The sequence below is a fragment of the Streptomyces sp. NPDC005752 genome, from assembly GCF_040630715.1.
Classification (GTDB): Bacteria; Actinomycetota; Actinomycetes; order Streptomycetales; family Streptomycetaceae; genus Streptomyces.
Genome location: NZ_JBEXYB010000029.1, coordinates 47,254 through 73,708 on the forward strand (window position 1 = coordinate 47,254; position 26,455 = coordinate 73,708).

21 protein-coding genes are annotated in these 26,455 nt (G+C 71.8%); 12 read left to right on the forward strand and 9 right to left on the reverse strand.

The window, feature by feature from the left end:
* Positions 1-60: 60 nt before the first annotated feature.
* The 5 genes from ABZ441_RS23865 to ABZ441_RS23885 form a co-directional block, all read right to left on the reverse strand.
* Entirely contained in the window at positions 61-1,557 is a 1,497-nt protein-coding gene (locus ABZ441_RS23865) for an NAD(P)/FAD-dependent oxidoreductase (RefSeq protein WP_358977628.1), read from the reverse strand.
* A gap of 31 nt (positions 1,558-1,588) precedes the next feature.
* Positions 1,589-2,206 carry a DUF4126 domain-containing protein gene (locus ABZ441_RS23870; RefSeq protein ID WP_358977630.1) on the reverse strand — a complete coding sequence of 206 codons (618 nt, stop codon included), beginning with the start codon at positions 2,204-2,206 and terminating at the stop codon, positions 1,589-1,591.
* A 353-nt stretch (positions 2,207-2,559) separates the two neighbouring features.
* Entirely contained in the window at positions 2,560-3,171 is a 612-nt protein-coding gene (locus tag ABZ441_RS23875) for a TetR/AcrR family transcriptional regulator (protein ID WP_358977632.1), read from the reverse strand.
* A gap of 29 nt (positions 3,172-3,200) precedes the next feature.
* Positions 3,201-5,288 (reverse strand): YhgE/Pip domain-containing protein, encoded by a 2,088-nt coding sequence (locus ABZ441_RS23880; RefSeq protein ID WP_358977635.1) that lies wholly within the window; start codon positions 5,286-5,288, stop codon positions 3,201-3,203.
* Entirely contained in the window at positions 5,260-6,036 is a 777-nt protein-coding gene (locus ABZ441_RS23885; protein WP_358977637.1) for an ATP-binding cassette domain-containing protein, read from the reverse strand. The genes ABZ441_RS23880 and ABZ441_RS23885 overlap by 29 nt, the downstream gene beginning before the upstream one ends.
* 170 nt (positions 6,037-6,206) lie before the next feature.
* Between ABZ441_RS23885 and ABZ441_RS23890 the strand changes: the two genes are divergently transcribed.
* From ABZ441_RS23890 to ABZ441_RS23900, 3 genes are all read left to right on the forward strand, one after another.
* The gene (locus tag ABZ441_RS23890) at positions 6,207-6,746 is read left to right on the forward strand and encodes an SAV_6107 family HEPN domain-containing protein (protein WP_358977639.1); all 540 of its coding nucleotides are present in this window, start codon (positions 6,207-6,209) and stop codon (positions 6,744-6,746) included.
* A gap of 102 nt (positions 6,747-6,848) precedes the next feature.
* On the forward strand, positions 6,849-7,607 hold the full coding sequence (locus ABZ441_RS23895; protein WP_358977641.1) for a methyltransferase: 759 nt from the start codon (positions 6,849-6,851) through the stop codon (positions 7,605-7,607).
* A gap of 302 nt (positions 7,608-7,909) precedes the next feature.
* Positions 7,910-8,314 (forward strand): DUF3040 domain-containing protein, encoded by a 405-nt coding sequence (locus ABZ441_RS23900; protein ID WP_031098904.1) that lies wholly within the window; start codon positions 7,910-7,912, stop codon positions 8,312-8,314.
* Positions 8,315-8,571: 257 nt separating this feature from the next.
* Here the strand turns inward: ABZ441_RS23900 and ABZ441_RS23905 are convergent, their stop codons facing one another.
* From ABZ441_RS23905 to ABZ441_RS23920, 4 genes are all read right to left on the reverse strand, one after another.
* Positions 8,572-10,989, reverse strand: coding sequence for a transglutaminaseTgpA domain-containing protein (locus ABZ441_RS23905; protein WP_358977644.1), 2,418 nt, complete (start codon positions 10,987-10,989; stop codon positions 8,572-8,574).
* On the reverse strand, positions 10,986-12,308 hold the full coding sequence (locus tag ABZ441_RS23910; RefSeq protein WP_358977646.1) for a DUF58 domain-containing protein: 1,323 nt from the start codon (positions 12,306-12,308) through the stop codon (positions 10,986-10,988). Before ABZ441_RS23910 ends, ABZ441_RS23905 begins: the two co-directional genes overlap by 4 nt.
* Before the next feature lie 50 nt (positions 12,309-12,358).
* The gene (locus ABZ441_RS23915; protein WP_358977648.1) at positions 12,359-13,399 is read right to left on the reverse strand and encodes a MoxR family ATPase; all 1,041 of its coding nucleotides are present in this window, start codon (positions 13,397-13,399) and stop codon (positions 12,359-12,361) included.
* 191 nt (positions 13,400-13,590) lie between these two features.
* Positions 13,591-14,154: a carbonic anhydrase gene (locus ABZ441_RS23920; protein WP_358977650.1), complete on the reverse strand. Its 564-nt coding sequence runs from the start codon at positions 14,152-14,154 to the stop codon at positions 13,591-13,593.
* Positions 14,155-14,563: 409 nt separating this feature from the next.
* Between ABZ441_RS23920 and rsmH the strand changes: the two genes are divergently transcribed.
* From rsmH to murG, 9 genes are all read left to right on the forward strand, one after another.
* A complete protein-coding gene (rsmH, locus tag ABZ441_RS23925) occupies positions 14,564-15,529 on the forward strand; it encodes a 16S rRNA (cytosine(1402)-N(4))-methyltransferase RsmH (protein ID WP_205019621.1) in 966 nt (321 codons plus the stop codon).
* A 49-nt stretch (positions 15,530-15,578) separates the two neighbouring features.
* Positions 15,579-16,109, forward strand: a complete 531-nt coding sequence (locus ABZ441_RS23930) for a cell division protein FtsL (protein ID WP_358977652.1) — start codon at positions 15,579-15,581, stop codon at positions 16,107-16,109.
* A gap of 4 nt (positions 16,110-16,113) precedes the next feature.
* Complete coding sequence (locus ABZ441_RS23935; protein WP_358977654.1) at positions 16,114-18,105, forward strand: penicillin-binding protein 2; 1,992 nt, start codon at positions 16,114-16,116, stop codon at positions 18,103-18,105.
* A 163-nt stretch (positions 18,106-18,268) separates the two neighbouring features.
* On the forward strand, positions 18,269-19,852 hold the full coding sequence (locus ABZ441_RS23940) for a UDP-N-acetylmuramoyl-L-alanyl-D-glutamate--2,6-diaminopimelate ligase (protein ID WP_358977656.1): 1,584 nt from the start codon (positions 18,269-18,271) through the stop codon (positions 19,850-19,852).
* Positions 19,853-19,856: 4 nt separating this feature from the next.
* The gene (gene murF, locus ABZ441_RS23945) at positions 19,857-21,275 is read left to right on the forward strand and encodes a UDP-N-acetylmuramoyl-tripeptide--D-alanyl-D-alanine ligase (protein ID WP_358977658.1); all 1,419 of its coding nucleotides are present in this window, start codon (positions 19,857-19,859) and stop codon (positions 21,273-21,275) included.
* A complete protein-coding gene (gene mraY, locus ABZ441_RS23950) occupies positions 21,272-22,342 on the forward strand; it encodes a phospho-N-acetylmuramoyl-pentapeptide-transferase (RefSeq protein ID WP_031098929.1) in 1,071 nt (356 codons plus the stop codon). Before murF ends, mraY begins: the two co-directional genes overlap by 4 nt.
* Complete coding sequence (gene murD / locus ABZ441_RS23955; RefSeq protein ID WP_358977661.1) at positions 22,324-23,757, forward strand: UDP-N-acetylmuramoyl-L-alanine--D-glutamate ligase; 1,434 nt, start codon at positions 22,324-22,326, stop codon at positions 23,755-23,757. The genes mraY and murD overlap by 19 nt, the downstream gene beginning before the upstream one ends.
* A 129-nt stretch (positions 23,758-23,886) precedes the next feature.
* Positions 23,887-25,338 carry a putative lipid II flippase FtsW gene (gene ftsW / locus ABZ441_RS23960; RefSeq protein ID WP_358977663.1) on the forward strand — a complete coding sequence of 484 codons (1,452 nt, stop codon included), beginning with the start codon at positions 23,887-23,889 and terminating at the stop codon, positions 25,336-25,338.
* A gap of 6 nt (positions 25,339-25,344) precedes the next feature.
* Positions 25,345-26,439, forward strand: a complete 1,095-nt coding sequence (gene murG / locus ABZ441_RS23965; RefSeq protein ID WP_358977665.1) for an undecaprenyldiphospho-muramoylpentapeptide beta-N-acetylglucosaminyltransferase — start codon at positions 25,345-25,347, stop codon at positions 26,437-26,439.
* Positions 26,440-26,455 lie beyond the last annotated feature (16 nt).

A 26,455-nucleotide genomic window follows, 5' to 3' on the forward strand; every position in this document is an offset into this window, starting at 1 on the left:
CGGCGGCGGGCAGCCGGAACAATCCTGCCGCCCCGCCGTTCGCCTCCCGCCGTCCGCCGCTCACTGCGAGCCGCGGAAGCCGTCGCCCTCCACCACGAGTCCCGCGACCAGGGCCCCCGACATCCCGGCATGGGCCATCCCACCGCCCGGATGCGACCAGCCGCCCGCGAGGTACAGACCCGGCAACGGGGTGCGGTTCCCCGCGTGCAGACAGGAGCCCTGTGCCCCGGCCAGAGCCGGAGCCGGCACGGAACCGCCCCGGGCACCGGTGTCGGCCGCGGTCTCGGCCGGTGTACGCACCTCCGCGTGGAGTATCCGCTCGCGCAGGCCGGGCACGGCTTCGGCGGCCCGGCTGATCACCGCGTCCGCGAAGCGCTCCCGCAGTCCAGGGTCCGTCCAGTCGACCGGACCGTGCGGTGCCACCGTCACCGTCAGGGTCACCGCCTCGTGCTCCTCGTCGGGGCGCGTGGCGGGGTCGTCCGGGCGCAGGACCGTCACCGTGGGCAGCTCCGCCGTCCTGCCGCCGAACACCGCCTCCTGCTCCGCACCAGGGTCGGTCGCGTGGACCACGGTGCGGTGCACGGCGCCGGCCTCCCGGCCCCCGCGCAGCGACAGCAGGACGACGAAACGGCCCGGGACCGGTGCCGTGTCCGATCTGCCGGGCCGCTCCTGCCGGACCGGCAGGAGTCCGGGAGCCGGCTGTGCGCCCAGGACGACATGATCGGCCTCCACGCTCCCGCCGTCCGCCAGGACGATCCCCGCCGCCCGCCCGTCCATCTCGGACACCCGCACCGCCTCGGCGCCGAAGACGAACTCCACCTTCCGGGCCAGACACCGCTCGTACACGGCGTCGGCCAGCGCGCGCATGCCCCCGGCGACGTACCAGCTGCCGAACGTCTCCTCCATGTAGGGCAGGAGGGCGGCGGCCGCCGGGGCGCGGCGGGGGTCGAGGCCGTACGACAAGGCGTACCCGTCGAGCAGGGCCGCGAGGCGGGGGTCCTCCAGCTCCCAGGCGCCCACCTCCGCCACCGTCCGCGCCTGCCGGGCGCCGCGCAGCAGCCTGCGGCGGCGCACCGCGGGGTAGGGATCGCGGTCCAGCATCCGCCGGTCCTCCGGCAACGGCTCCTCGAGCAGCGGCCTGCGCGACCGGTTCCAGGCGGTCCCGGCCCGGTCCAGGAAGTCGCCCCACCGGGACCCGGCCCCCTCGCCGAGCGCCCGGTCCAGCGCGCCGGTCACCCCGGCTCGTGAGGCGTTGGGCAGCGACACCGAGGTGCCGTCCGCGAAGAGATGGCGGCTCGCGGGGTCGACCTGGGTGAGCGTGACGCACTGCTCGAGGCTTTCCCTGCCCGTCTTCACGAACAGGTCGCGGTAGACCGCGGGCAGATGGAGCAGCCCGGGGCCGGTGTCGAAGACGAAGCCGTCACGGGCATACCGGCCGAGCGAGCCGCCGTAGGTCCCCGACCGCTCGTACACCGTCACCCGGTGGCCTGCCACGGCGAGCCGGGCGGCCGCCGCCATCGCGCCCGTCCCGGCGCCGATCACCGCAATTCGTGCCATGTCAGTGACCCTAAGGGGTGCCACCGACAGTTCATTCGTAAGGCCAGTGCCTGCCCGTTCCGGCCAGACGCCTCTCCTCGCGGCGCTGCGCCCTGCGACGCAGGAACCTGCGGATCCGGGAGGCCAGGAAGAGCAGTGTCACCAGGCCGAGGAGGAGCAGCACCCCGGCGACGACGGCCGCCGCCACCGGGTTGAAGACGGCGAAGGTGATGATCCCGGCGACGCCCAGATCCTCCGCGACACTGACCCCGACGTTGCTGAACGGTTCGGGCGAGGTGTTGACCGCCATCCTGGTGCCGGCCTTCACCAGATGACTCATCAGCGCGGTGGATCCGCCCACGGCTCCCGCCGCGAGCTCCGGCAGCGACCCGCTCTCGCCGGCCAGCAGCGCCGCGACGACCGCGCCGGCCACGGGCCTGATCACCGTGTGCGCGGTGTCCCAGACCGAGTCCACGTACGGGATCTTGTCGGCCACCGCCTCGAACAGGAACAGCACACCTGCGGTCACCAGCACATCGGTTCGCTGCAGGGACTCGGGCACCTCGTCGGTGAGACCGGTCGCGCCGAAGACGCCGAAGAGCAGGATCACCGCGTAGGCGTTGATCCCACTCGCCCAGCCACTCGTGAACACCAGGGGGAGTACGGACACGGACGCGATGGTAGCCAGTCGGGCGGAGGCCCGGCTGGGGACCTCCGCGCAGGCCTGAGTATCTCTACCTAGTACGTGAGATGAGTAGGGATGCGGATGGGCCCTCACCTGCGCAGACGGAAGAGTGGAGACCACGGAAGGGGCGCTGGGCCCGGACCGCCGGCACGGGGCGGCGGAACGGCGCGGCACCCCGGACACAACGGGGGTGCACGACGCGGAGCTCCGGGACCACGGGGGACACGGGGTCACGGGGGAGGGCTCCGCGGCGGTACGGGACGCCGGTCCGGTGGAATTCGGGGGGATCGAATTCCACCGGACCGGCGTTTTTCACGCGTACGGGCCGTGCGAAGGCTTCAGCGTCCGCTGACCCGGCCGTGCAGCAGCAGGGACAGGGCGGAGTGCACGTCGTCGATCGTCCGCTCGGGCTGGAACGCCTGCCAGTCGAGCGCCGCCACCAGGACCATCCCGACCAGCGCGGCGGCCGTCAGCTGGATGTCGATCTCCTCGCTCAGCTCGCCGCCCGCGACGCCTTCACGGAGCACTTTCTCGACTACGGCCACGGCCTCCTGGCGCAGCACCAGGAGGGTCGACTGCCAGGCTCGGTTGGTGCGCCAGAGCTCGGCGACGTAGAGCTGGGTGAAGGCCGGATAGCGGTCGATGAAGACGAGACCCGCCCTGATCATCGCGTCCAGCGCCTCCACCCGGGAACCACCCCGCGCGTCCGTCGCGTCGGCGGCGGACCGCAGCGACTGCGTGAGCAGTCCGACTCCGTGCCGCAGCAGCTCCTCGAACAGTTCCGTCTTGCTCTTGAAGTTGTAGTACACCGTGCCCTTGGCGACCCCGGCGCGCTCGGCGATCTCGTCCACCGTCGTCGCGGAGAACCCCTTCTCCGCGATGAGGGTCACCGCCGCCTCGTAGAGCCTTTGCCGGGTGACCTGGCGGCGCGTGGTGCTACTGCTGTCCATACGCACGATTCTCACAGGTCCCGGGGCGGTCACAGACTCAGTTCCGGATGCAGCCGGTCCAGGGTCCACACCTGCTTGCGACGGGCGGAGAGGGCGGTCAGCGCCAGTGCGCCCGCGGTGAAGGCCAGCAGCACGGCGCAGCCCTGCCAGACCGGGCCGAGCCCGCCGCCCGTGATCAGACGGCGCAGCCCGTCCACGACGTAGGTCATCGGCAGGTAGGGATGGATGGCGCCGAAGAAACCCGGGCTGGTCTGGACGGGATAGGTGCCCCCGGCCGAGGTCAGCTGGAGCATCAGCACCGCCAAAACGAGAATCCTGCCCGCCGCTCCGAAGCGGGCGTTGAGCCACTGGACGATCGCGGCGAAGCAGCAGGTCACCAGTGCCAGGAAGCCGATGGTGCCGGCGGCGTGCGTCATCTGCAGACCGAGCCGCCAGTGCAGCACGGACATCAGGGCGGCGACCTGGAGCAGGCCGATCGCGGCGACGGGCAGCCAGCCCGCGAAGGCGATGCGCCAGGCCGGTGCCCCGGCGGAGAGTGCCCGCCGGTTGAGCGGCTGGATCAGCATGTAGGCCACCATCGAGCCCACCCACAGCGAGAGCGGGATGAAGTACGGGGCGAAACCGGTGCCGTAGTTGGGCGCGGCGTGCAGGGAGGAGGAGGCGAGCCGCACGGGGTCGGACATGACGCCCGTACGAGCGTCGCGGTCCTTCTCGTCGTAGTCGGGGATCTTGCCGACCCCGTCGTTCAGCCCCTGGGCGAGTGTCGCGGAGCCGTCGCCCAGCCGGTACAGGCCGCTCTTCAGGGTCGTGGCACCCGAAGTGAGCTTCTTGACACCGGTGTTCAGGTCCCCGGCACCCGTCCTGGCCGTTCCGAGACCGATGTGGAGGGCGCCCGCCCCCTTGGCGACCTTCTGCGCGCCGGTGTTGAGCGCGTTGATCCTCGACACCGCGGACTTCAGGTCCGAGTCCAGATCCGGCGAGCGCTCAGCCAGGGCGTCGGCCTGCTTCTCCAGCGTGGCCAGCCGGGTGCGCAGCTTCGTGAGGTCGCCCTTCTGGTTCGTGACCATGGCGTTCACGTCGTCGGACACCTTGGCGACGTCCTCTGCAGCGGCCTTGGCCCGCTCGAGCTGCGGGCACACCCCCGGGTCCGGAACCGGCTGGTTCGTGCAGCGGACGCGGTGGACCTCGGTCAGGTCGTCGGATGCGGTGTGGGCGGCGGCCGAGGCGGTCGGCGCGGCCTCGACCAGCAGGTCGAGGTTTTCCCGTACGGCCTTCGAGGAGTCGGAGACCAGCCGGGCGGTGTCTCCGATGGCCTTGCCGTTGTCCTTCAGGAAGGGGCGTACGTCCGCGGCGACCGCGTCGACCTTGTCGGCGAGCGACTGGGTGCCGCCGGCGACCTGCCGGGACCCCGTCTCCAAATCGCCCGCGCCCTTGTCCAGCTTGGTGATGCCCGTGGAGAGCGTGCCGCTGCCCGACCTGGCGTCCTTGAGACCGTCCACGAGGTCCTTCGAGCCCTTCTTCGCCTTGGTGAGGCCGCTCTCGAGGTCGTCGGCACCCTTGGCCGCCTTCGCGGTCGCGTCGTGCAGACCCGAGAAGTTGATGAAGATCTTGTCCAGGAAGCCGCGCGAGGCCTTGACCGAAGCGGCACTGCGGACCTCGGCGAACACCGTCCGTGAGATCTGCCCGACGATGTAGTTGTTGGCGTCGTTCGTACGCACCCGCAGGGCGCCGGTGTCGGGGGAGTCCCCGGCGCTCGAGGCGATCCGCTCGCTGAAGTCCGACGGCATGGTCAGCGAGAGGTAGTACGTCCCGTCCTCGACGCCTCTCACGGCCTCGGCGGAACCGACCTCGTGCCAGTCGAAGACCTTGCTGTCGAGCAGGCCGGCCGTGATCTCGTCGCCGGCCGCGAGGTGTTCGCCCCCGGTGTTCGCACCCTTGTCCTCGTTGACGAGTGCCACGGGGATGCGGTCGAGCCGCCCGTAGGGGTCCCAGAACGACCAGAGGTAGAGCGCTCCGTACAGCAGGGGCAGCAGGAGCAGCGCCACGAGTGCGGCGCGCGGCATCCGGCCCCTGCCGAACCGCCGCAGCTCAAGCGCGGCCAGCCTCGGCGATCGCATCGGCCGTTTCCTTCCCGTTCGTCGTTTCGCCGGCGGGCGTGTCTGTTCCGCACGCCGGGCGGGTGCTCACTGTGAGCGCGTCCTTCGGGGCCTCACTGCACACGGCCAGCACGGTGGTCCCGCCGGCCGCGAGTGCGCGCAGCAGCTCCCAGGCCAGGGCGCGGTCGGCGGCGGAGAGTTTGAGGTCGGTGTCATCCACGGCGAGCAGGCGGGGACGGCCCGTCAGCGCGAGTGCGACGGACAGGCGCAGGGCCTCCAGGCGCTCCAGGTCGCGAACGGAGGTCCGTTCGGCCTTGGGCAGGTCCGCGAGGTCGAGCCCCGCGGACTCCAGCGCGGTATCGATCGTGTCCCGTGCCGTGGCGGCGCGTTCGGCGCGGGGGCGCAGCAGGGAGCGCGGCGAACCGTCGAAGCGGCGCCGCAGCAGGGCCCGTTCCCGCAGGTGCTCGGCCACGGTGAAGGACGGGTCCAGTTCGCTGACCCCGGGGACCGGGCCCAGCGCGCTGAACCTCCGTACGGCGGCGAGCCGGCCGGGCAGGCGCTCGCCGCCGGCCTCGGCATGGCCGTGCGTGGAACGCATCCGGCCGGTCAGCGCGAGCAGCAGACACGTGCGGCCCGAGCCGGAGGGCCCTTCCACCGCGACGAGCGATCCGGGGTCCGCGGCGAATCCCACTCCCCGGAAGGCCCAGCCGCGCGAGCCCTTCAGTCCGAAGTCCTCGGCGCTCAGCGCCGCCCCGTGCGTGCTGTCCACGACCCCACCCCCCATTTTTTTGCACTGACCGGTCAGTGCAAAAAACTAGCCCTCACGCACGCTCTACGCAAAGCGCCTGGTCAGAGGCGTATCTGAGGGATTGTCAGTGGCGGCCGTCACGATGGACACAGACGGCCACCGAGCCGTCACACGACGACAGGAGGTTCGTCATGGCCAGCTCGTCCGCAGCCGCCGCCCCGCGGCGCCGCGCAGGCAGCCCTGCCCCCTCACCGACCGGTCCGGCGTCCGACGTCCACCCCGTCCTGCGCCGCACCACGGCACCGCCCGCCGCTCTCGACCTGCTCGCCCAGGCCCATGCCGGCCTGGACGAGGCCGCCCTGCTCGACGTGCCGAACGAGCGGTACGCCACCGCGCACCTCGCCGCGCTGCGTACCGCGGCCGCCGTGCTCGCCGCCCGCGGGAGGCCCGAGGCGGGCGGGCGCCGCAGGGAGCGCATCCGCAGCGCCTGGGAGGTCCTTCCGGACATAGCGCCGGAACTCACCGAATGGAGCGCCCTGTTCGCCTCCGGGGCCCGGCGCCGGGCCCGCGCCGAGGCGGGTATACCCGGCGCGGCCGGCAGCCGCGATGCCGACGACCTGCTGCGCGACGCGGCCTTGTTCCTGCGCCTGGTCGAGCGCCTGCTGGTCCTCCAGCCCGTGCTTCCGCAGACCAGGAAGGACGGGCCGGGACAGCGGCGCGACGCGGAGTGACCGTGGCGGCGGTGCGAGGCAATAGGGTGGAGAGCACCCGTACCACCTGCACCGTTCACGCTCCGCCGTCCGTGGCGGCACCGTGCCGAGGAGTCAACTGCCGTGTCGGACCAGCTGCGCCCCCGCGCCTCCCTCCGTACCGCCGTGGTCTGGGAGGTCCTCAAGGACGCTCTCGACCGTCTGGCCGAGGCGACCGGCAGGGACGCCCTGGACGTGCTGGACACCGGCGGCGGCACCGGCAACTTCGCCGTGCCCGTCGCCCGGCTCGGCCACCGGGTCACCGTCGTGGACCCCAGCCCCAACGCCCTGTTCGCGCTGGAGCGCCGTGCGGACGAGGCCGGTGTGGCCGACCGGGTCCGTGGTGTCCAGGGCGACATCCACGGACTCTTCGAGGTGGTGGACCGCGCCGGTTTCGACGCGGTCCTGTGCCACGGCGTCCTGGAGTACGTGGACGACCCCGCCGAAGGCGTGCGCAACGCGGTCGACGCCCTCCGTCCGGTCGGCGCGCTCAGCCTGCTCGGCGCCGGCCTCGGCGGAGCCGTCCTGGCCAGGGCGCTCGCCGGGCACTTCGCGGAGGCCCGGCAGGCGCTGACCGACCCCGCCGGACGCTGGGGCGACGGAGACCCCGTGCCCCGCAGGTTCACCGCAGACCAGCTGACCGGGCTGGTCGGCGCCGCGGGCCTCCAGGTCGGCGCGGTCCACGGTGTGCGGGTCTTCGGCGACCTCGTACCGGGTGTTCTCGTGGACACCGAGCCGGGTGCGATGGAGGAGCTCCTCAAGCTGGAGGCGGCCGTCGCGGAGCTGCCGGCTTTCCACTCGGTGGCGACCCAGCTGCACGTTCTGGGGGAGAGGCGCGCCTGAGCGGCGACGCCGACACCGCCGGAGTACGGCCGCGGAAGCCGCAGGAGCACGGCTGATCAGCAACGCAGCTGCAGACGGAGTACTGCCCGGAGCACCCGATCGGGCCGCGGGCCCCGTATGATCGGGTGACACCATCCGGCATGACGGATCGGAGGTCGGGGAATCTACGCCTCAGCAGCCGAGCCGAATTGGCGGTCCGGACTGGCTATGGCTAGAGGGCGGGTTTCACGGGGGCGAATCCCTGCCTATCCTGGAAGGGCCGCATACCGGTCGCCCCCGCGGCCGACGACGAGGAGGACTCCGTGCCGCTCTCGGAGCACGAGCAGCGAATGCTCGAGCAGATGGAGCGAGCGCTGTACGCCGAAGATCCCAAGTTCGCTACAGCGCTTGAGGGAAGCGGGCTGCGCAGGTACACCCGGCGACGGGTCTACCAGGCGGTGGCCGGCTTTCTGGTGGGTATCGCGCTCCTCATGGCCGGAATGGTCTTCCAGCAGACCTGGGTCAGTGTGGCGGGTTTCCTCGTCATGCTGGGCTGTGCCGTGCTGGCGGTCACCGGATGGCGCAAAGCGCCGAAGCCCGGTGAACAGCAGCCGGCGGGGAGCGCGAGCGGGGGCGAAGGCGAACGCCGACATCCCAGGCAGCGCCGGTCGATGATGAACCGGATCGAACAGCGGTGGCAGCGCCGCCGCGACGAACAGGGCCAGTGAGCTTTCCGCTCTCCGGCCGGCGGCGGGCAGGACGGGCCGCCGACCTGGGAAGCGGACCGCGCGTACCGGGAACTTGACGCTGGACCTCACACGTGAGGGGCGGTCGCATCACAGCGGCCGCCCCTCACGCGTTCGCCCGCAGGACCGTGGGCCGGATCCCTCCCGGCTCTGCGGACCGGCCCCCGAACCCACCCTGCCCCGCCCGGGGACCGGCGAGACCCGGGGAACCGGCGCCGGTTCCCCGAGGTCCGCGGGGATCAGCCCCGCTGTCGTGACGAGCGGCGTGCCCCGGGCGCCGGGCGGAGGCGCCCGACGACTCCTGACCAGCGGCGGCCGAGCTCCGACAGACGTTCCGAGCCGGCCCGGACCACCCGAACGGCCGATCGGGGTGCGAGCGTCGCCCGCAGCGTGTTCCAGCGCCCGCCCGAGGCCCTCAGCCCCGCCCGAACCTCCCGCACGTCCTCGACAGGTGTCGTGATCCCGCCCGGCTCCGGTGCGTACAGCACCCGTTCGACCGCCCCGGCCACCCGGTGGACCGCAGCGGACGCCGGGCCTTCGAGGCCGCCCAGCCGCACCACACGCGCCGCGGCCTTGCGGGGGGTCTGCGAGTCGTCCGGCGGAATGCCGTGATCCCAGGCCGTATCGGTGATCTCCCGCCAGGCGGCCATCACCCTGGCCGCCGTATCGGAGGCCGTACGGCCTCCCGAGGAGCTGAGCCGCCGGGCACGGGCCCGCATCCGCCAGAGCATCGGCATCAGCGGGAGCACGAGGACGACCAGCGCACCGAGCACCCACAGCACGACGGTGCCCGCCGGAGTCCCCGGATCGGCGGAATCCGCCACACCGGCGGCCGCGGACGCACCGCACTCACCCGGCTGACGCGTCTGCGCGGGGCAGGACTCCGAGGCGGAGGGTTCCGCCGTGGGCGCGACGGACGCTCCGTCCGTCGGCTGCGCGGGATCGCTCGGGTCCTGCGAAGGCGCGTCCGGCAGGGTGTACGCGGGGGTGCTGCCCCGGGACGGCGTCGGCTCGAAGCGGGTCCAGCCCACGCCCTCGAAGTACAGCTCGGGCCAGGCGTGCGCGTCCTGCAGCCCGACCGACACCGAACCGTCCGCCTGCACGGTGCCGGGTGTGAAGCCCACCGCGACCCGGGCCGGAATGTCCAGGGTCCTTGCCATGGCGGCCATCGCGAAGGAGAAGTGGACGCAGAAGCCCTCCTTCTCCTTCAGGAACCGCTCGATGGCCGTGGTGCCGGTACCCGACGTCACCGTCGTGTCGTACCGGAAACCTCCCTCCGAGGTGAACCAGTCCTGCAGCCTCACGGCCCGCTCGTAGTCGTCGGCGGCCCCCTCGGTGACCCGCGCGGCCGTCTTCCCGACCACATCGGGCAGTGACGGGGGAACCCGCGTGTACTCACGGGCCAGGTCCGGAGGCGGCGCCGTCGACCGGGCGAGCTGGGCGGCCGTCGGCTCCACCGACAGGCTGCTGACCTCGTACCGCGCACCGCGCGTGGTCTGGCCGTCGTCGCCGACCAGGGTGCGCCCCTCGGGCTCGTACCGCCAGCGCCCCCGGACGTCCACCTCGCTCGCCGGGTAGGGGAGCGGCAGATACGTCTGCCGGTACGACGGCGATGCCGAGATGTTCGTCCGGATCTCGGTGACGGCGACGTCCTGGCCGAGACCGGACGGCTGCGGCAGCCGGTCCGGGACGTCTCGCAGCCGGCGGGTCGACGGGCGCCACTCACCTCCGCTGAACTGGTCCAGGGCCAGGATGCGCAGATAGAGGTCCCCAGGGTTCGCCGAGTTGGTGCGGTACGTCATCACCTCCCGGTTCTCCGGCTGGTTCAGGTTGTTCTGCAGCGAGACCAGCGGGTTCACCGCGGAGATCGTGCCCCCGCCGCTCCCTCCGCGCGAGCCGCCGCCCGTGCCTCCCAGCAGCCCGCCGTCCAGCGCGGGCAGGGCCGCGGGAACGGCGAGCGCGATGCCCAACGCCACCACGCCGATGCGCCGTCCCGTACGGACCGGTGCCAGGGCACGCCCGGCCCCTTGGCCGGCCGCCGGACCGCCTTGCGTGCGGGGCGCGCCGCCGAAGACCCGCCCCCACCGGGACAGCCGGTCCCGGCCCTCGGCCAGCAGGAGCAGCAGGTAACCGCACGCCGCGAGCAGGAACCAGAGCCACCCCGCCCCGCCGTCGGAGAGCCCGGCCGCGACCGAGTAGAGCGCGAGCAGCGGCAGGCCGGCCGCAGCCGCGGCGCGGCAGGTCACCGCGAGGACGTCCACGGCGAGCCCGATCAGCAGTATCCCGCCGATCAGCATCAGCAGGATGCCGTCGGTCGCCGGTGCGGGAATGGCGTACCTGCCGACGTCGTCGGCGCCCGTGGTCAGCAGCTCGGCGAGCCTCTGGACCGTCCGGGGGCCGGGCAGCACACCGAGCAGGGCGTGCTCCCTGGCGAAGGCCGCGGTCAGCGTCAGCAGGGTGGCGAGCGCCTGGAGGGAGACCGTCAGAATCCTGGCCAGGCGCATCCGGCGGGCGAGCGCGCCCACACCGCTCTGCACGGCCAGCAGGAAGGCGGCCTGCAGAAGCCACCCCGACGTCTCGACCAGGGGCAGCAGGGCCCCCGCCGTCATCATCGTGGCCGCGAAGGCGCACAGCGCCAGCCGGGTACGCCCGCTCATGACCATCCCCCGGAGTGCCCCGTCGTCGATCCGGCCACGGAGGACCCGGTGCCCGAGCCCTCCTGGCCTGCCTGCTGCCACAGCCGGGCGAGTTCGGCCCCGGGCGGCACCGCCATCGCCGTCCAGCCCGCCTCGCGCAGCAGCCGCAGGCGGTCGGCGGCCGGCGCGCGGGTCACGGCTTCACCGCCGCGCGCCCAGTCGTCTCCGCCCAGCACGAACGCGACGGCCCCGCGGCTCCGCTGCCGCATCCTGGCCGCCACCGCCGTCTGCTCCTCGTCGAGATCACCGAAGAACGCCACCAGCAGCCCCTCGTTGCTGCCGCGCAGCACGTCGTACGCCCGGGAGAGACCATCGCCGTCGGAGTGGTCGACGACCGCGAGGGTGTCCATCATCAGACCCGCGGAGTCCGCGGACTCCTGGGCCGGCCCCGCGAAGCCGTCGGCGCTCCCACCCGGCAGAGGGCTCCCCTCGTCCGTGAGCAGCCGCACCGAGAAGCCGCGCTCCAGCATGTGCACCAGCGCGGACGCCGCCCCGGAGACCGCCCATTCGAAGGCCGATCCCGGTCCGGCCCCCCGGTACGCCGTCTGCCGGGTGTCCAGCAGCACCGTGCATCTGGCCCGCTGGGGCTGCTCCTCCCGCCGCACCATCAGCTCGCCGTGGCGCGCGGTGGAGCGCCAGTGGACCCGCCGCAGATCGTCACCGTGGCGGTACCCGCGCGGAATGATGTCGTCCTCACCGGCCAGCGCCTGCGAGCGATGCCTGCCGTCGCCGTACCCGGCAGCCGTCCCGGCCAGCCGCAGCGCCGGGAGCGGCTCGGTACGGGGGATGACGACGAGGGTGTCCTGGGCGCTGAAGGAGCGCGTCAGCTCGCACATCCCGAACGGATCGTTCAGCTGCAGCTGGAGCGGCCCCAGCGGGTAGCGCCCGCGCAGGTCGGAACGGACCCGGTAGGACACCTCCCGTACGCCGCCCGGCTCCACCCGGTCCAGTACGAACCGGGGCCGGGGGCCGAGGACGTACGGAACACGGTCCTCGAGCATGAGCAGGCCCGTGTGCAGCCTGGAGGCGTTCTCCATGCGCAGATGGACCTGCGCCTCCGAGCCGGTCGGCACCCGGGACGGCGACAGCCGCCGGCTCCCCGACACCGTGTGGCGGGTGCGGTGGAGGACGGTGGCGCAGATCAGGGGCAGCACCGCGAGCAGCAGTCCGACCCGGAGCAGGTCGCCCTGGCCCAGCACATAGGCGCAGACCGCCGCGGCCACGCCGGCGGCCAGGAAGGACCGTCCCCGCGTCGTCAGCCCGTTCAGAGCCGTTCGCATACCGCCCTTGGTGTCGCTCTCCTCCACGGGGCCGGGTGCCCCGGCCGGCGTCACAGTCGCCGTGCGCCGGGCTGCCGGCCGTACACCGGGCCGTCGGGCAGGTGCTGCGCGGAGGCGGCCGTGACGCCCGACGTCGGCACCGGGACGCGCTGCAGGATGTCCAGCACGACCTGCTCGGCCGTACGCCGGTTGAGCTGTGCCTGCGCCGTCGGCAGCAGCCGGTGCGCGAGCACCGCGACCGCGAGGGCCTGGACGTCGTCCGGCAGGGCGTAGTCCCTCCCGCCCAGCGCCGCCGACGCCTTGGCGGCGCGCAGCAGATGCAGCGTCGCGCGCGGCGAGGCCCCGAGTCTGAGATCCGGGTGCCGGCGGGTGGCCGCCACCAGTTCCACGGCGTACCGCTGGACGGACTCGGCCACATGGACCGTGCGCACCGCGTCGATCAGTTTCACGATGTCGTCGGCGTGCGCCACCGGCTGCAGATCGTCCAGCGGTGAGGCCCCGCCGTGCACGTCGAGCATCCGGAGCTCGGCCTCGGCACTCGGGTAGCCGATCGAGACACGCGCCATGAAGCGGTCGCGCTGCGCCTCGGGGAGGGGATAGGTCCCCTCCATCTCCACCGGGTTCTGGGTGGCCACCACCATGAACGGATCGGGCAGCTCGTAGGTGTGCCCGTCGCTCGTGACCTGGCGTTCCTCCATGGACTCCAGCAGCGCGGACTGGGTCTTGGGCGACGCGCGGTTGATCTCGTCGCCGATCACGATCTGGGCGAAGATCGCGCCCGGCTTGAACTCGAAGTCGCGCCGCTGCTGGTCGAAGACGGATACCCCGGTGATGTCCGAGGGCAGCAGGTCCGGCGTGAACTGGATACGCCGCACCGAGCAGTCGATGGAACGTGCCAGGGCCTTCGCCAGCATCGTCTTGCCGACCCCGGGCACGTCCTCGATCAGGAGGTGGCCCTCGGCGAGCAGTACGGTCAGCGAAAGCCGAACGACCTCGGGCTTGCCCTCGATCACACCCTCGACCGACCTGCGTACCCGCTCCGCTGTGGTGGTCAGATCTGTGAGGCTCGCTCGATCGTCATAGGTCGTCACCCGGCCCTCCTCGGCCCTCTGCGCACGGACCGGCGCCCAAAGCGCCCGGCCCGCCCCGAAATACGGACACTCTCCGGAGGACCCGGAGAGATGTCACACCCGCATTCTTGTTGCCGTTACCGCTTCGTGTCACTCGCCTGTGGACAAGTAGGGGCGATATGCCGGATGTGGTCCGTATGTCGGCGGGTGCTTCAGGCCGCGGACGGGATCTCGCGCAGCTTGCCCGTGGTCACGTCGAAGACGAAGCCGCGCACGTCGTCCGTGTGCAGGAGGAACGGCGAGGTGCGCACGCGCTGCATCGACTGGCGTACGTCCTGGTCGGCGTCGGAGTACGCCTCCACCGCCCAGACCGGACGCTGCCCGACCTCGAGCTCCAGATCCTGCCGGAACTCCTCGGTGAGCGACTCCATGCCGCAGTTCGTGTGGTGGATCAGGATGACGCTGCGGGTGCCGAGCGCCCTCTGGCTGATGGTCAGGGACCGGATGACGTCGTCCGTGACCACTCCGCCGGCGTTGCGGATGGTGTGACAGTCGCCCAGCTCCAGGCCGAGCGCGGCGTGGAGGTCGAGACGGGCGTCCATGCAGGCGACCACGGCCACGCGCAGTACGGGCCGCGCGTCCATTCCCGGGTCGCTGAACTTCTCGGCGTAACGCGTGTTCAGCTCGACCAGACGATCGGTGACCGTCCCTCCGGAACGAGCTGCGGAGGTGGTGGGGGAATCGGTCTCGGCGGAAGACTGCGCAGAAGTCGACATGGCTATGACGTTAGCCTTCGCGACCGCACACGGCGTGCTGTGGAAGGGGACAAAAAACGTCAACGCGGCTTGTTGTGAGGTAACCCACAAGCCTCACGTACGGGCACCCGGCCGGGTGAGGTTTCCGGCCGGGCGTGACGGTACGACGCGCTGAGCGGTTCGTTGATCGCGACCGGATCCGATGGCAGGGTGGACTAAAGTGACGCGAAGTTACCGACACGCCTGCACATACTGCATATTCTCACGTGTTTCGAATTCCCCGTGATGTGCGGCGTACATGCGGCCCGGCCCTCTCCCGCCCGTCGGCCGGCCGACGCCTCCTTCCCCGGCGCCGGCCGACCTCCCCTTCCGGGCGGGTGGGGACCAGGCCGTATGTGCGGCCACACGGGACAGAGCCTGAGAGGGCGCTTTGAGCCAGACCCGCCACGTCCCGGTGATGCTCCAGCGATGCCTGGACCTGTTGGCCCCGGCTCTGGAGGTGACGGGGCCACAGCCGCCGGTCGTCGTCGACTGCACCCTCGGCCTGGGCGGGCACAGCGAGGCCCTGCTCGCCGCCTTCCCGGAGGCCCGGCTGGTCGCACTGGACCGGGACAAGGAGGCACTGCGGCTCTCCGGCGAGCGCCTCGCCCCGTACGGCGACCGCGCCACCCTGGTGCACGCCGTCTACGACGAACTGCCCGAGGTCCTCGACAGGCTGGGGATCCCCAAGGTGCAGGGCGTTCTCTTCGACCTCGGTGTCTCCTCCATGCAACTGGACGAGGCCGACCGGGGCTTCGCCTACGCCCAGGACGCCCCGCTCGACATGCGCATGGACCAGACGACCGGCATCGGCGCGGCCGAGGTGCTCAACACCTACCCACCGGGCGAACTCGTGCGGATCCTGCGCGCGTACGGCGAGGAGAAGCAGGCCAAGCGCATCGTCTCGGCCGTCGTGCGCGAACGCGAGAAGGAACCCTTCAGTAACAGCGCCCGGCTCGTCGAGCTGATCCGCGACTCCCTGCCGCAGGCCGCCAAGCGAACCGGCGGCAATCCGGCCAAGCGCACCTTCCAGGCGCTGCGCATCGAGGTCAACGGTGAACTCACCGTCCTGGAGCGGGCCGTTCCCGCCGCGGTGGGGAGCCTTGCCGTCGGTGGCCGGATCGCCGTGCTCTCGTACCACTCGCTCGAGGACCGTCTGGTCAAGCAGGTCTTCGCGGCCGGTGCGGCCAACACGGCGCCGCCCGGACTGCCCGTCGTCCCCGAGCGCTACCAGCCCAGGCTGAAGCTGCTGACCCGGGGCGCCGAACTGCCCACGGAGGAGGAGGTCGCCGAGAACAGGCGCGCCGCCCCTGCCAGGCTGCGCGGCGCCCAGCGCATCCGCGAGGAGGAGCGATGAGCGGACCCAGTCGGGCCGGCCGAAGGCGGAGCGGGACGGTGGCACTCCGGTGACCAGGACGGCCGAGCAGATGAAGGGCCGGGCGGGCCGGCTCGCCCGGCTGATGCCGTCGGGGCCGAACACCGCCGCCCGTACCCCCTTCGTCCTGCTGGTCGTGCTGCTGCTCGCGGGTGGCCTGATCTCGCTCCTGCTGCTGAACTCCGCGCTCAACGAAGGATCGTTCAGGCTGAGCAAGCTGAAGAGGGACACCACCGAGCTGACCGACGAGCAGCAGGCCCTCCAGCGGGACGTCGACAGCTACTCCGAACCCGACGCACTGGAGCGCCGGGCCAGGGAACTCGGCATGGTGCCCGGCGGCAGCCCCGCCTTCCTGGACCCGGACGGCACCGTGCGGGGAATGCCGGAGAGGGCCACCGCGCAACCGTCCCCCGTCACGTCCCCCGAACCGGAGAAGAGCGCGGCCGTTCCCACCGGGCCGGCCTCCCCGTCCGGCTCCGGCCCCACCTCACCCTCCGCCTCCCCGGCGACAGCGTCCACGACGCCCCCGACCACATCGCCCCCGACGAGCTCCGGCAGGTGACGCAGTGCCGTCCAAGGAACCGCCGCGCCGCCGAGTACCCGGCCCCGCGCGCTCCCGCAACGCGGGCGGCGGGCCCGGGCGCCCCCGCCCCGCCGCCCGACCCGAGGCCCGGCGCCCCCGGCGCCCGGCGGCCGGGAAGCGGCCCGGCGGCACCTCCCGGCCCATCCGCCTGGGCAGCCCACGCCCACGGCTGCGCCTCATCAGCCTCTGCCTGACCCTCGTCATGCTGGCGTTCGTCGTACGGCTCCTCCAGGTCCAGGCGGTCGACGCCGCCACGTACGCCGCGAAGGCCGAGAAGAACCGCTACCTGGAGTACACGATCGCCGCCGAACGCGGTGAGATCGCCGACCGCAGCGGAATCGCCCTGGCCACCAGCGTCGACGCGCACGACATCACGGCCGATCCGAAGCTGTTCACGCCCGAGGAGAGCAAGGCCCCGGACGCCCCGGGGCAGGCGGCGGCCCTCCTGGCCCCGATCCTCGGCAAGGACGAAGCGGAGCTGGCCGAGAAGCTCTCCACCCCCGAGAGCCGCTACACGGTGCTGGCACGGCGGCAGACACCGCAGGTCTGGAAGCAGATCAAGGACCTCAAGTCCGCCTTCGCCGAGAAGGCGGCCGCCGACAGCGCGAAGGGCGGGCCCGGTGCCAACGTGCTGGCCGGAGTCCTCCAGGAGCCCACCACCAAACGCGTCTACCCCAATGGCGACCTCGCCGCCGGGATACTGGGTTTCGTCAACGCCGAGGGCAAGGGCGGCGGCGGCCTGGAAGCACAGCTCAACGAGCAGCTCCAGGGGGAGGACGGCAAGATCCGCTACGCCCAGGCGGGCGGCCGCCCCGTGCCGACCGCCGGCTCCACGGAGAGCCCGGCCGTCGCCGGCACCGACGTCGAGCTGACGATCGACCGCGACATCCAGTGGGCGGCGCAGCGCGCCATCGCCGACCAGGTCGACAAGTCCGAGGCCGACCGCGGCTACGTGGTCGTCCAGAACACGAAGACCGGCGAGGTGCTGGCCATGGCCAACGCCCCCGGCTACGACCCGAACGACCTCGCGCAGAGCAATTCCGCCGCGCTGGGCAACGCCGCCCTCCAGGACGTGTACGAACCCGGCTCCACCAGCAAGGTCATGTCGATGGCCGCGGTCCTGGAGGAGGGAGCGGCCACGCCCGGCACGCACGTCACCGTCCCCAACCGGCTGCACCGGGGCGACCGGCTCTTCAGGGACGACATCGACCACCCCACCTGGTACCTCACGCTCAACGGCGTACTCGCCAAATCGAGCAACATCGGCACCATCCTGGCCACCGGACAGCTCGGGAAGACCCAGGCCGAGGCCAACAAGGTCCTGTACTCCTACCTGCGTAAATTCGGCATCGGAAGCACCACGGGGCTGGACTACCCGGGCGAGTCGCCCGGCATCATCGCCGAACCCCAGGACTGGTCGACCTCGCAGCAGTACACGATCCCGTTCGGCCAGGGCCTCTCCCTCAACGCCATGCAGGCCGCGTCCGTCTACCAGACCATCGCCAACGGCGGGGTACGGATCGAGCCGACCCTGGTCCGCGGGACCAAGGAGGCGGGCGACAGCTACACGGCGTCCGAGGCACCGAAACGCACCCGGGTGGTCAGCGAGAAGACGGCCAGGACCCTGGCGAAGATGCTGGAGTCCGTGGTGGACGACGAGGAGGGCACCGGGACCAAGGCCCACATCCAGGGCTACCGGGTCGCGGGCAAGACGGGTACGGCCAACCGCGTCGATCCCGTACGCGGCGTCTACAAGGGCTACACGGCGTCCTTCGCGGGCTTCGCCCCCGCCGACGATCCGCAGATCACCGTCTACTGCGCCATCCAGAACCCCACCAAGGGCAGCTACTTCGGCGGCCAGATCTGCGGCCCGATCTACAAGAAGGTCATGGAGTTCGCCCTGAAGACCCTCCAGACACCTCCGTCCGGAAGCGACCCCGCCCGGCTGCCGGTGTCCTTCAAGCCGGGCGAGTGACTCGGGGGAACCCTCAGTGACGACCATCACCCCTGATCCCGGGAACCGGAACGAGAAGTACCGCGACCCCGGCCCCTCGCTTAGCGGGAGGCCGGGTCCGCCCGGTACGCTCACCGCCGTGCCCCACGCTGATCAGTTCCAAACCACTCAGAAGGACGCGCCTGTGAACTACCCGGGAGCGCCCCGACCGGACCGGCTCCGGCCCACGTCCCTCGGAGAGCTGGCAGCCCGGCTCGGTGCCGGACCGCAGGATGCCGGTGAGGTCACCGGCATCACCCACGACTCCCGGGCCGTGCGCCCCGGGGACGTGTACGCGGCTCTGCCCGGTGCCCGGCTCCACGGCGCCGACTTCGCCGGCCAGGCCGCCGGTCTCGGAGCGGCCGCGATCCTCACCGACCCATCGGGCGCAGAGCGTGCGGCGGCCACCGGCCTCCCGGTCCTCGTCACCGAGAACCCGCGCGGCCGGATGGGCGACATCGCCGCCGAGATCTACGGACGGCCGGGCGTCGGCCTGCTCCAGATCGGCATCACCGGAACCTCCGGCAAGACCACCACGGCCTACCTCGTCGAGGGCGGCCTGCGCGGTGCCGGCCGGAGCACCGGACTGATCGGCACCGTCGAGATGCGGATCGGCGACGAGCGCATCAAGTCGGAACGCACCACCCCCGAGGCCACCGACCTCCAGGCCCTGTTCGCCGTGATGCGCGAACGAGGCGTCGACGCGGTCGCCATGGAGGTCTCCAGCCACGCCCTGGTGCTCGGCCGGGTCGACGGCTGCGTCTTCGACGTCGCCGTGTTCAACAACCTCAGCCCGGAGCACATGGAGTTCCACTCCGGGATGGAGGACTACTTCCAGGCCAAGGCGCAGCTGTTCACCCCGGAGCGCAGCAAACTCGGTGTCGTCAACTTCGACGACGAGTACGGCCGCAGGCTGGTGGAGGAGACGTCCATCCCGGTCGTCACCTTCTCCGCGGAGGGCCACCCGGACGCCGACTGGCGCGCCGAGGACGTCGAAGTGGGCCCCCAGGACAGCAGCTTCACGGTGATCGGCCCCAAGGGGGAACGCGTCACCGCCAGGGCCCCGCTGCCCGGCCCGTTCAACGTCGCCAACACCCTCGCCGCGATCGTCACGCTGGCCGTCGCGGGCATCGACCCGCAGACCGCCGCCGACGGCGTCGCTGCCGTCCCCGGTGTTCCCGGCCGGCTGGAACGCGTCGACGCCGGACAGCCGTACCTCGCGGTCGTCGACTACGCGCACAAGACCGACGCCGTCGAGTCCGTCCTGCGCTCCCTGCAGAAGGTCACCGAGGGCCGGGTCCACATCGTGCTCGGCTGCGGCGGCGACCGCGACACGACGAAGCGCGGCCCGATGGGCGCCGCCGCGGCCCGGCTGGCCGACACCGCCGTACTGACCTCGGACAACCCTCGCTCCGAGGACCCCCTCGCGATCCTCGCCGCGATGCTCTCCGGCGCCGCAGAGGTCCCCGTCCACGAGCGCGGCGACGTCCTCGTCGACGCCGACCGGGCCGCGGCCATCGCCGCCGCGGTCGCCCGGGCCGAGCCGGGCGACACCGTGCTCGTGGCCGGAAAGGGACACGAGCAGGGACAGGACATCCACGGAGTCGTGCGCGCCTTCGACGACCGGAAGGTCCTGCGCGAGGCCATCGAGCACTCCCTGGGCGGCGCGAGCACCGCGCACGCCCCCGAGGACCGCGTACACACCCACGAGAACAACAGTCAGGGATGACCAAGTGATCCCCCTTTCCCTCGCCGAGATCGCCGCAATCGTCGGCGGGCAGCCGTACGACGTGCCGGACCCGTCCGTCACCGTCACGGGCCCCGTCGTCAAGGACTCCCGGGATGTGCGGCAGGGCTCGCTCTTCGCCGCGTTCGCCGGCGAGCGGGTCGACGGCCACGACTACGCCCGGCGCGCCTTCGAAGCGGGCGCGGTGGCCGTGCTCGCCTCCCGGCCCGTCGGTGTCCCGGCGATCGTCGTCGACGACGTGGTGGGCGCGCTCGGCGCCCTCGCACGCACCGTCGTGGAACGCCTCGGCACGACCGTCGTCGCGCTGACCGGATCGGCCGGCAAGACCTCCACGAAGGACCTGATCGCCCAGCTCCTGGAGCGCAAGGCGCCCACGGTCTGGACGCCCGGCTCCCTCAACAACGAGATCGGTCTGCCGCTCACCGCGCTGAGCGCCACGGCGGAAACCCGCCACCTCGTGCTGGAGATGGGTGCGCGCGGCATCGGCCACATCCACTACCTCGCCGACCTGACCCCGCCGCGGATCGGCCTCGTCCTCAACGTGGGCAGCGCCCACATCGGCGAGTTCGGCAGCCGCGAGGCGATCGCCCAGGCCAAGGGCGAGCTCGTGGAGGTCCTCCCGGAGGACGGCGCCGCGATCCTCAACGCCGACGACCCGCTCGTGCGGGCCATGGCGTCCCGTACGAAAGCCCGGGTACTCCTCTTCGGAGAGGCCGCGGATGCGGACGTACGGGGAGAGAACGTGCGGCTCACGGACGACGGACGCCCCGCTTTCGCGCTCCACACACCCACCGGGTGCAGCGACGTGACCTTGCGCCTGTACGGTGAGCACCACGTGTCGAACGCGCTCGCCGCGGCCGCCGTCGCCCATGAGTTGGGCATGTCCGTGACCGAGATCGCCGAGGCGCTCTCCGGGGCGGGCACCCTCTCCCGTTGGCGCATGGAGGTCACCGAGCGTCCGGACGGTGTGACGGTCGTCAATGACGCCTACAACGCGAACCCCGAATCCATGAAGGCCGCACTCCGTGCGCTGGCCGCCATGGGCAAGGCCCGACGGGCAGACGGGGGGCGCACGTGGGCGGTGCTCGGTCAGATGGCCGAGCTCGGCGACGCGTCGCTCGCCGAGCACGACGCGGTCGGACGGCTCGCCGTCCGGCTCAACGTCAGCAAGCTCGTCGCTGTCGGAGGAAAAGAAGCCTCCTGGCTGCAACTGGGCGCATATAACGAGGGTTCGTGGGGTGAGGAGTCGGTGCACGTGTCCGACGCACAGGCGGCCGTCGACCTGTTGCGCAGTGAACTGCGCCCGGGAGACGTCGTGCTGGTGAAGGCGTCCCGGTCGGTCGGCCTGGAGAGGGTCGCCCTGGCACTGCTGGAGACGACCGAGGGTGAGGTCGCCGTCCGATGAGGCAGATCCTCTTCGCGGGGGCCATAGGGCTCTTCCTGACCCTGGTCGGCACTCCGCTGCTGATCAAACTTCTGGCCCGCAAGGGCTACGGGCAGTTCATCCGGGACGACGGCCCGCGTACCCACGGCAGCAAGCAGGGCACACCCACCATGGGTGGGATCGCCTTCATCCTCGCGACGATCATCGCGTACCTCCTGGCGAAGCTGATCACCGGCGAGGACATCCGCTTCTCCGGCGTTCTCGTCCTGTTCCTGATGGCGGGGATGGGGCTCGTCGGCTTCCTCGACGACTACATCAAGATCGTCAAGCAGCGTTCGCTGGGTCTGCGGGCCAAGGCCAAGATGGCCGGCCAGCTGATCGTCGGTATCGCCTTCGCAGTGCTCTCACTGCAGTTCCCCAACTCGACCGGCAACACCCCGGCCTCCACCCGGCTCTCGTTCGTCGAGGACTTCGGCTGGTCCATCGGGCCGGTGCTGTTCTGCGTCTGGGCCCTGTTCATGATCCTCGCCATGTCCAACGGCGTGAACCTGACGGACGGTCTCGACGGCCTCGCCACCGGCGCCTCGGTGATGGTGTTCGGCGCCTACACCTTCATCGGTCTCTGGCAGTTCCAGGAGTCCTGCGCCAACGCGGAGACCCTCACCAACCCCAGCGCCTGCTTCGAGGTACGCGATCCACTCGACCTCGCGGTCGTCGCCTCCGCCCTGATGGGCGCCTGTTTCGGCTTCCTGTGGTGGAACACCTCGCCCGCGAAGATCTTCATGGGCGACACCGGTTCGCTGGCCCTCGGCGGTGCCCTCGCCGGCCTCGCGATCTGCTCCCGCACCGAGTTCCTGCTGGCCATCCTCGGCGGCCTCTTCGTGATGATCACCATGTCCGTGGTCATCCAGGTCGGTTCGTTCAAGATGACCGGCAAGCGCGTCTTCCGGATGGCGCCACTCCAGCACCACTTCGAACTCAAGGGGTGGTCCGAAGTCCTTGTCGTGGTCCGCTTCTGGATCATCCAGGGCATGTGCGTGATCGTCGGACTCGGCCTCTTCTACGCGGGATGGGCAGCCAAGAAGTGAGCAACGTGGACTGGCAGGGCAAGCACGTCACGGTCGCGGGGCTCGGGGTGAGCGGCATCCCCGCCGCCCGCGCCCTGCACGAGCGGGGAGCCCTCGTCACCGTCGTCAACGACGGCGACGACGAGCGCTCCCGCGCCCAGGCCGCCGAACTGGAGGCGCTCGGCATCACCGTGCGCCTCGGCGACGGCGACACCCTGCCCCCGTCCACCGAACTGGTCGTCACGGCCCCCGGCTGGAAGCCCGGGAAGCCGCTCTTCCAGGCAGCCGCCGAGGCGGACGTCCCCGTCTGGGGCGACGTCGAACTCGCCTGGCGGCTGCGGGGGCCCGACGCCGCACCCTGGCTGGCGGTCACCGGCACCAACGGCAAGACCACGACCGTGCGGATGCTCGCCTCGATCCTCGAAGCGGCCGGCCTGCGCACGGCCGCGGTCGGCAACATCGGCGTGTCCCTGCTGGACGCGGTGCTCGGCGACGAGACGTACGACGTACTCGCCGTCGAGCTCTCCAGCTACCAGCTCCACTGGGCGCCCTCGCTGCGCGCCCACTCCGGGGCCGTCCTCAATCTCGCCCCGGACCACCTCGACTGGCACGGCTCCATGGCCGGTTACGCCGCCGACAAGGGCCGGATCTACGAGGGCAACAGCGTCGCCTGCGTCTACAACGCCCAGGACGGGGCGACGGAGGACCTGGTGCGCGAGGCCGACGTCGAGGAGGGCTGCCGGGCCATCGGCTTCACCCTTGGCACACCGGGCCCCTCACAGCTCGGGGTGGTCGACGGCATCCTCGTCGACCGTGCCTTCGTGGCCAACCGCCAGAAGCAGGCCCAGGAGCTGGCCGAGGTCGGCGACGTCGATCCGCCGGCCCCCCACAACATCGCCAACGCCCTGGCCGCGGCGGCTCTGGCCCGCGCCTTCGGCGTGCAGCCGGCCGCCGTACGCGACGGACTGCGGGCCTTCCGCCCCGACTCCCACCGCATCGAGCACGTCGCGGACGTCGCCGGTGTCACCTACATCGACGACTCCAAGGCCACCAACACCCACGCCGCCGAGGCCTCCCTGGCATCCTACGAACCGATCGTCTGGATCGCCGGCGGCCTGGCCAAGGGCGCCACCTTCGACGAGCTGGTGACCGGGGCCGCGAAGCGGCTGAGGGGGGTCGTGCTGATGGGCGCCGACCGGGCGCTGATCCGCGAAGCCCTGGCGCGACACGCCCCCGAGGTACCGGTGGTCGACCTCGACCGGACCGACACTGGGGCGATGTCCGCGGCGGTCCTCGAAGCGGCACGGCTCGCCCGGCCGGGCGACACCGTCCTGCTGGCGCCGGCCTGCGCCTCGATGGACATGTTCGTCAACTACAACAAGCGGGGCGAGGCGTTCGCGGACGCGGTCCGCGGGCTCGCCGCCCAGAGCGCCTGACGGGCCCGGTCTCCGCGTCGTACCGTCCTGGAGGACCGGAGGTCCGGGGACCCGGTCGCGAGCAGCACCCTCGGGGCCGCGGCCCCGGTGACAGCCCCGGGCACGAGCAGTGGAGGGGAGACAGCGACAATGCCGGCCGACGAGAGCTCAGCCGCGCGCGGAGCGGACCGCTCACGGGCGATCAGCCGGGCGTTCACCCCGCCCCTGCTCGCCGGACCCCTGCCAGGGGGCCCTGGAACCCTCGCGGGGCTCGCCCTGAGGAGCCGGCCCGCCACCGGCTCCCGGCGGCCCACCGCGCCGCGCAGCCGGTCCGGGGGGCAGGGCGCACCGCCCGGGCCGCGCCGGGGCGCCGGGGTGCGCGGGACGTACGAGCGGGCACGACGGGCCTGGGACCGCCCTCTGACCGCGTACTACCTGATCCTGGGCGCCGGGCTCCTGATCACCGTTCTCGGCCTCGTCATGGTCTACTCCGCCTCGATGATCAAGGCGCTGGAGCTCTCCAGGCCCAGCACGTACTTCTTCCGCAAGCAGTTCATCGCAGCCGTGATCGGCGCCGGGCTGATGCTGGCGGCCTCCAGGATGCCCGTCAAACTGCACCGGGCACTGGCCTACCCGCTGCTCGCGGGCACCGTCTTCCTGATGGTCCTGGTCCAGGTCCCGGGGATAGGGATGTCGGTCAACGGCAACCAGAACTGGATCTATCTCGGCGGCCCGTTCCAGCTCCAGCCCAGCGAGTTCGGCAAACTCGCGCTCATCCTCTGGGGCGCGGACCTGCTCGCCCGGAAACAGGACAAGCGGCTGCTGGCCCAGTGGAAGCACATGCTGGTGCCGCTGGTGCCGGTCGCCTTCATGCTGCTCGGGCTGATCATGCTCGGCGGCGACATGGGCACCGCGATCATCCTCACCGCGATCCTCTTCGGCCTGCTCTGGCTCGCCGGCGCTCCGACCCGGCTCTTCGCCGGAGTGCTCGCCTTCGCCGGCCTCATCGGATTCCTCCTCATCAAGACCAGCCCCAACCGGATGTCCCGGCTCGGCTGCATCGGTGCGTCCGAGCCCGGCCCCGGCGACTCGTGCTGGCAGGCGGTGCACGGAATCTACGCTCTGGCGTCCGGCGGATGGTTCGGTTCCGGACTCGGCGCGAGTGTGGAAAAATGGGGTCAACTTCCCGAGCCGCACACCGACTTCATCTTCGCCATCACCGGGGAGGAGCTGGGCCTGGCGGGGACGCTGTCGGTACTGGCCCTCTTCGCGGCCCTAGGCTATGCGGGTATCCGCGTGGCCGGACGCACGGAGGACCCCTTCGTGAGGTACGCAGCGGGAGGCGTGACCACCTGGATCACGGCGCAGGCCGTGATCAACATCGGTGCGGTGCTCGGTCTGTTGCCGATCGCCGGTGTCCCGCTGCCGCTGTTCTCGTACGGGGGCTCGGCCCTGCTGCCGACCATGTTCGCCGTAGGGCTCATGATCGCCTTCGCGCGGGAGGACCCTGCGGCGAGAGCGGCCCTGGCCATGCGGAGGCCCGGGGTCAGATGGAAGACGATGAGACGGCGCGTCATGAAGCGTCCGTCCGGAGAGCGGTGAATTTCGGTGCATGTCGTACTCGCCGGCGGGGGGACCGCCGGGCACATCGAGCCCGCGCTTGCCCTCGCAGACGCCCTGCGGAGGCAGGACCCGACCGTGGGAATCACTGCCCTCGGCACGGAGCGCGGACTCGAGACCAGGCTCGTACCCGAGCGGGGGTACGAGCTGGCACTGATCCCCGCCGTACCGCTGCCGCGCAAGCCCACACCCGAGCTGATCACCGTCCCGGGACGGCTCCGCGGCACCATCAAGGCCGCCGAGCAGATCCTGGAGCGCACCAAGGCGGACTGTGTGGTCGGCTTCGGCGGCTACGTCGCCCTGCCCGGCTATCTCGCGGCCAAGCGCGCCGGGGTCCCGATCGTCGTCCATGAGGCCAACGCGCGGCCGGGCCTGGCCAACAAGATCGGTTCGCGGTACGCCCACGGGGTCGCCGTCTCCACCCCCGACAGCAAGCTGCGCGGTGCCCGGTACATCGGCATCCCGCTGCGCCGGACCATCGCCACCCTCGACCGCGCCCGGGTCCGCCCGGAGGCGCGTGCCGCCTTCGGCCTGGACCCCAACCTGCCCACGCTGCTCGTCTCCGGCGGTTCGCAGGGCGCCCGCCACCTCAACGAGGTGGTCACGCGGATCGCACCGCTGCTCCAGCGGTCAGGAATCCAGATCCTCCATGTGGTCGGCCCGAAGAACGAATTGCCGCGTATCGACAACATGCCCGGAATGCCGCCCTACATCCCGGTACCGTACGTGGACCGGATGGACCTCGCGTACGCCGCGGCCGACATGATGCTCTGCCGCGCGGGCGCGATGACCGTCGCCGAACTCTCCGCCGTCGGGCTGCCCGCCGCCTACGTCCCGTTGCCGATCGGCAACGGCGAACAGCGGCTGAACGCCCAGCCGGTGGTCAACGCCGGCGGTGGACTGCTGGTGGACGACGCGGCCCTCACCCCGGAATGGGTGCAGGAAAACGTCCTTCCGGTGCTCGCGGACCCGCACCGGCTGTACGAGATGTCCCGTGCCGCCGCGGAGTTCGGGCGGCGGGACGCCGACGACCTCCTCGTCGGCATGGTGTACGAGGCGATTGCCGCACGCCGCCAGGCGTGACGTGGCACGGACCCGG

Excerpts from the sequence above, each read along its gene's own strand:
- ABZ441_RS23865 (WP_358977628.1), bottom strand. The coding sequence starts at position 1,557 with ATGGCACGAATTGCGGTGATCGGCGCCGGGACGGGCGCGATGGCGGCG.
- ABZ441_RS23875 (WP_358977632.1), bottom strand. The coding sequence starts at position 3,171 with ATGGACAGCAGTAGCACCACGCGCCGCCAGGTCACCCGGCAAAGGCTC.
- ABZ441_RS23880 (WP_358977635.1), bottom strand. The coding sequence starts at position 5,288 with ATGCGATCGCCGAGGCTGGCCGCGCTTGAGCTGCGGCGGTTCGGCAGG.
- ABZ441_RS23890 (WP_358977639.1), top strand. The coding sequence starts at position 6,207 with ATGGCCAGCTCGTCCGCAGCCGCCGCCCCGCGGCGCCGCGCAGGCAGC.
- ABZ441_RS23905 (WP_358977644.1), bottom strand. The coding sequence starts at position 10,989 with ATGAGCGGGCGTACCCGGCTGGCGCTGTGCGCCTTCGCGGCCACGATG.
- ABZ441_RS23910 (WP_358977646.1), bottom strand. The coding sequence starts at position 12,308 with ATGCGAACGGCTCTGAACGGGCTGACGACGCGGGGACGGTCCTTCCTG.
- ABZ441_RS23920 (WP_358977650.1), bottom strand. The coding sequence starts at position 14,154 with ATGTCGACTTCTGCGCAGTCTTCCGCCGAGACCGATTCCCCCACCACC.
- mraY (WP_031098929.1), top strand. The coding sequence starts at position 21,272 with ATGAGGCAGATCCTCTTCGCGGGGGCCATAGGGCTCTTCCTGACCCTG.
- murD (WP_358977661.1), top strand. The coding sequence starts at position 22,324 with ATGGGCAGCCAAGAAGTGAGCAACGTGGACTGGCAGGGCAAGCACGTC.
- ftsW (WP_358977663.1), top strand. The coding sequence starts at position 23,887 with ATGCCGGCCGACGAGAGCTCAGCCGCGCGCGGAGCGGACCGCTCACGG.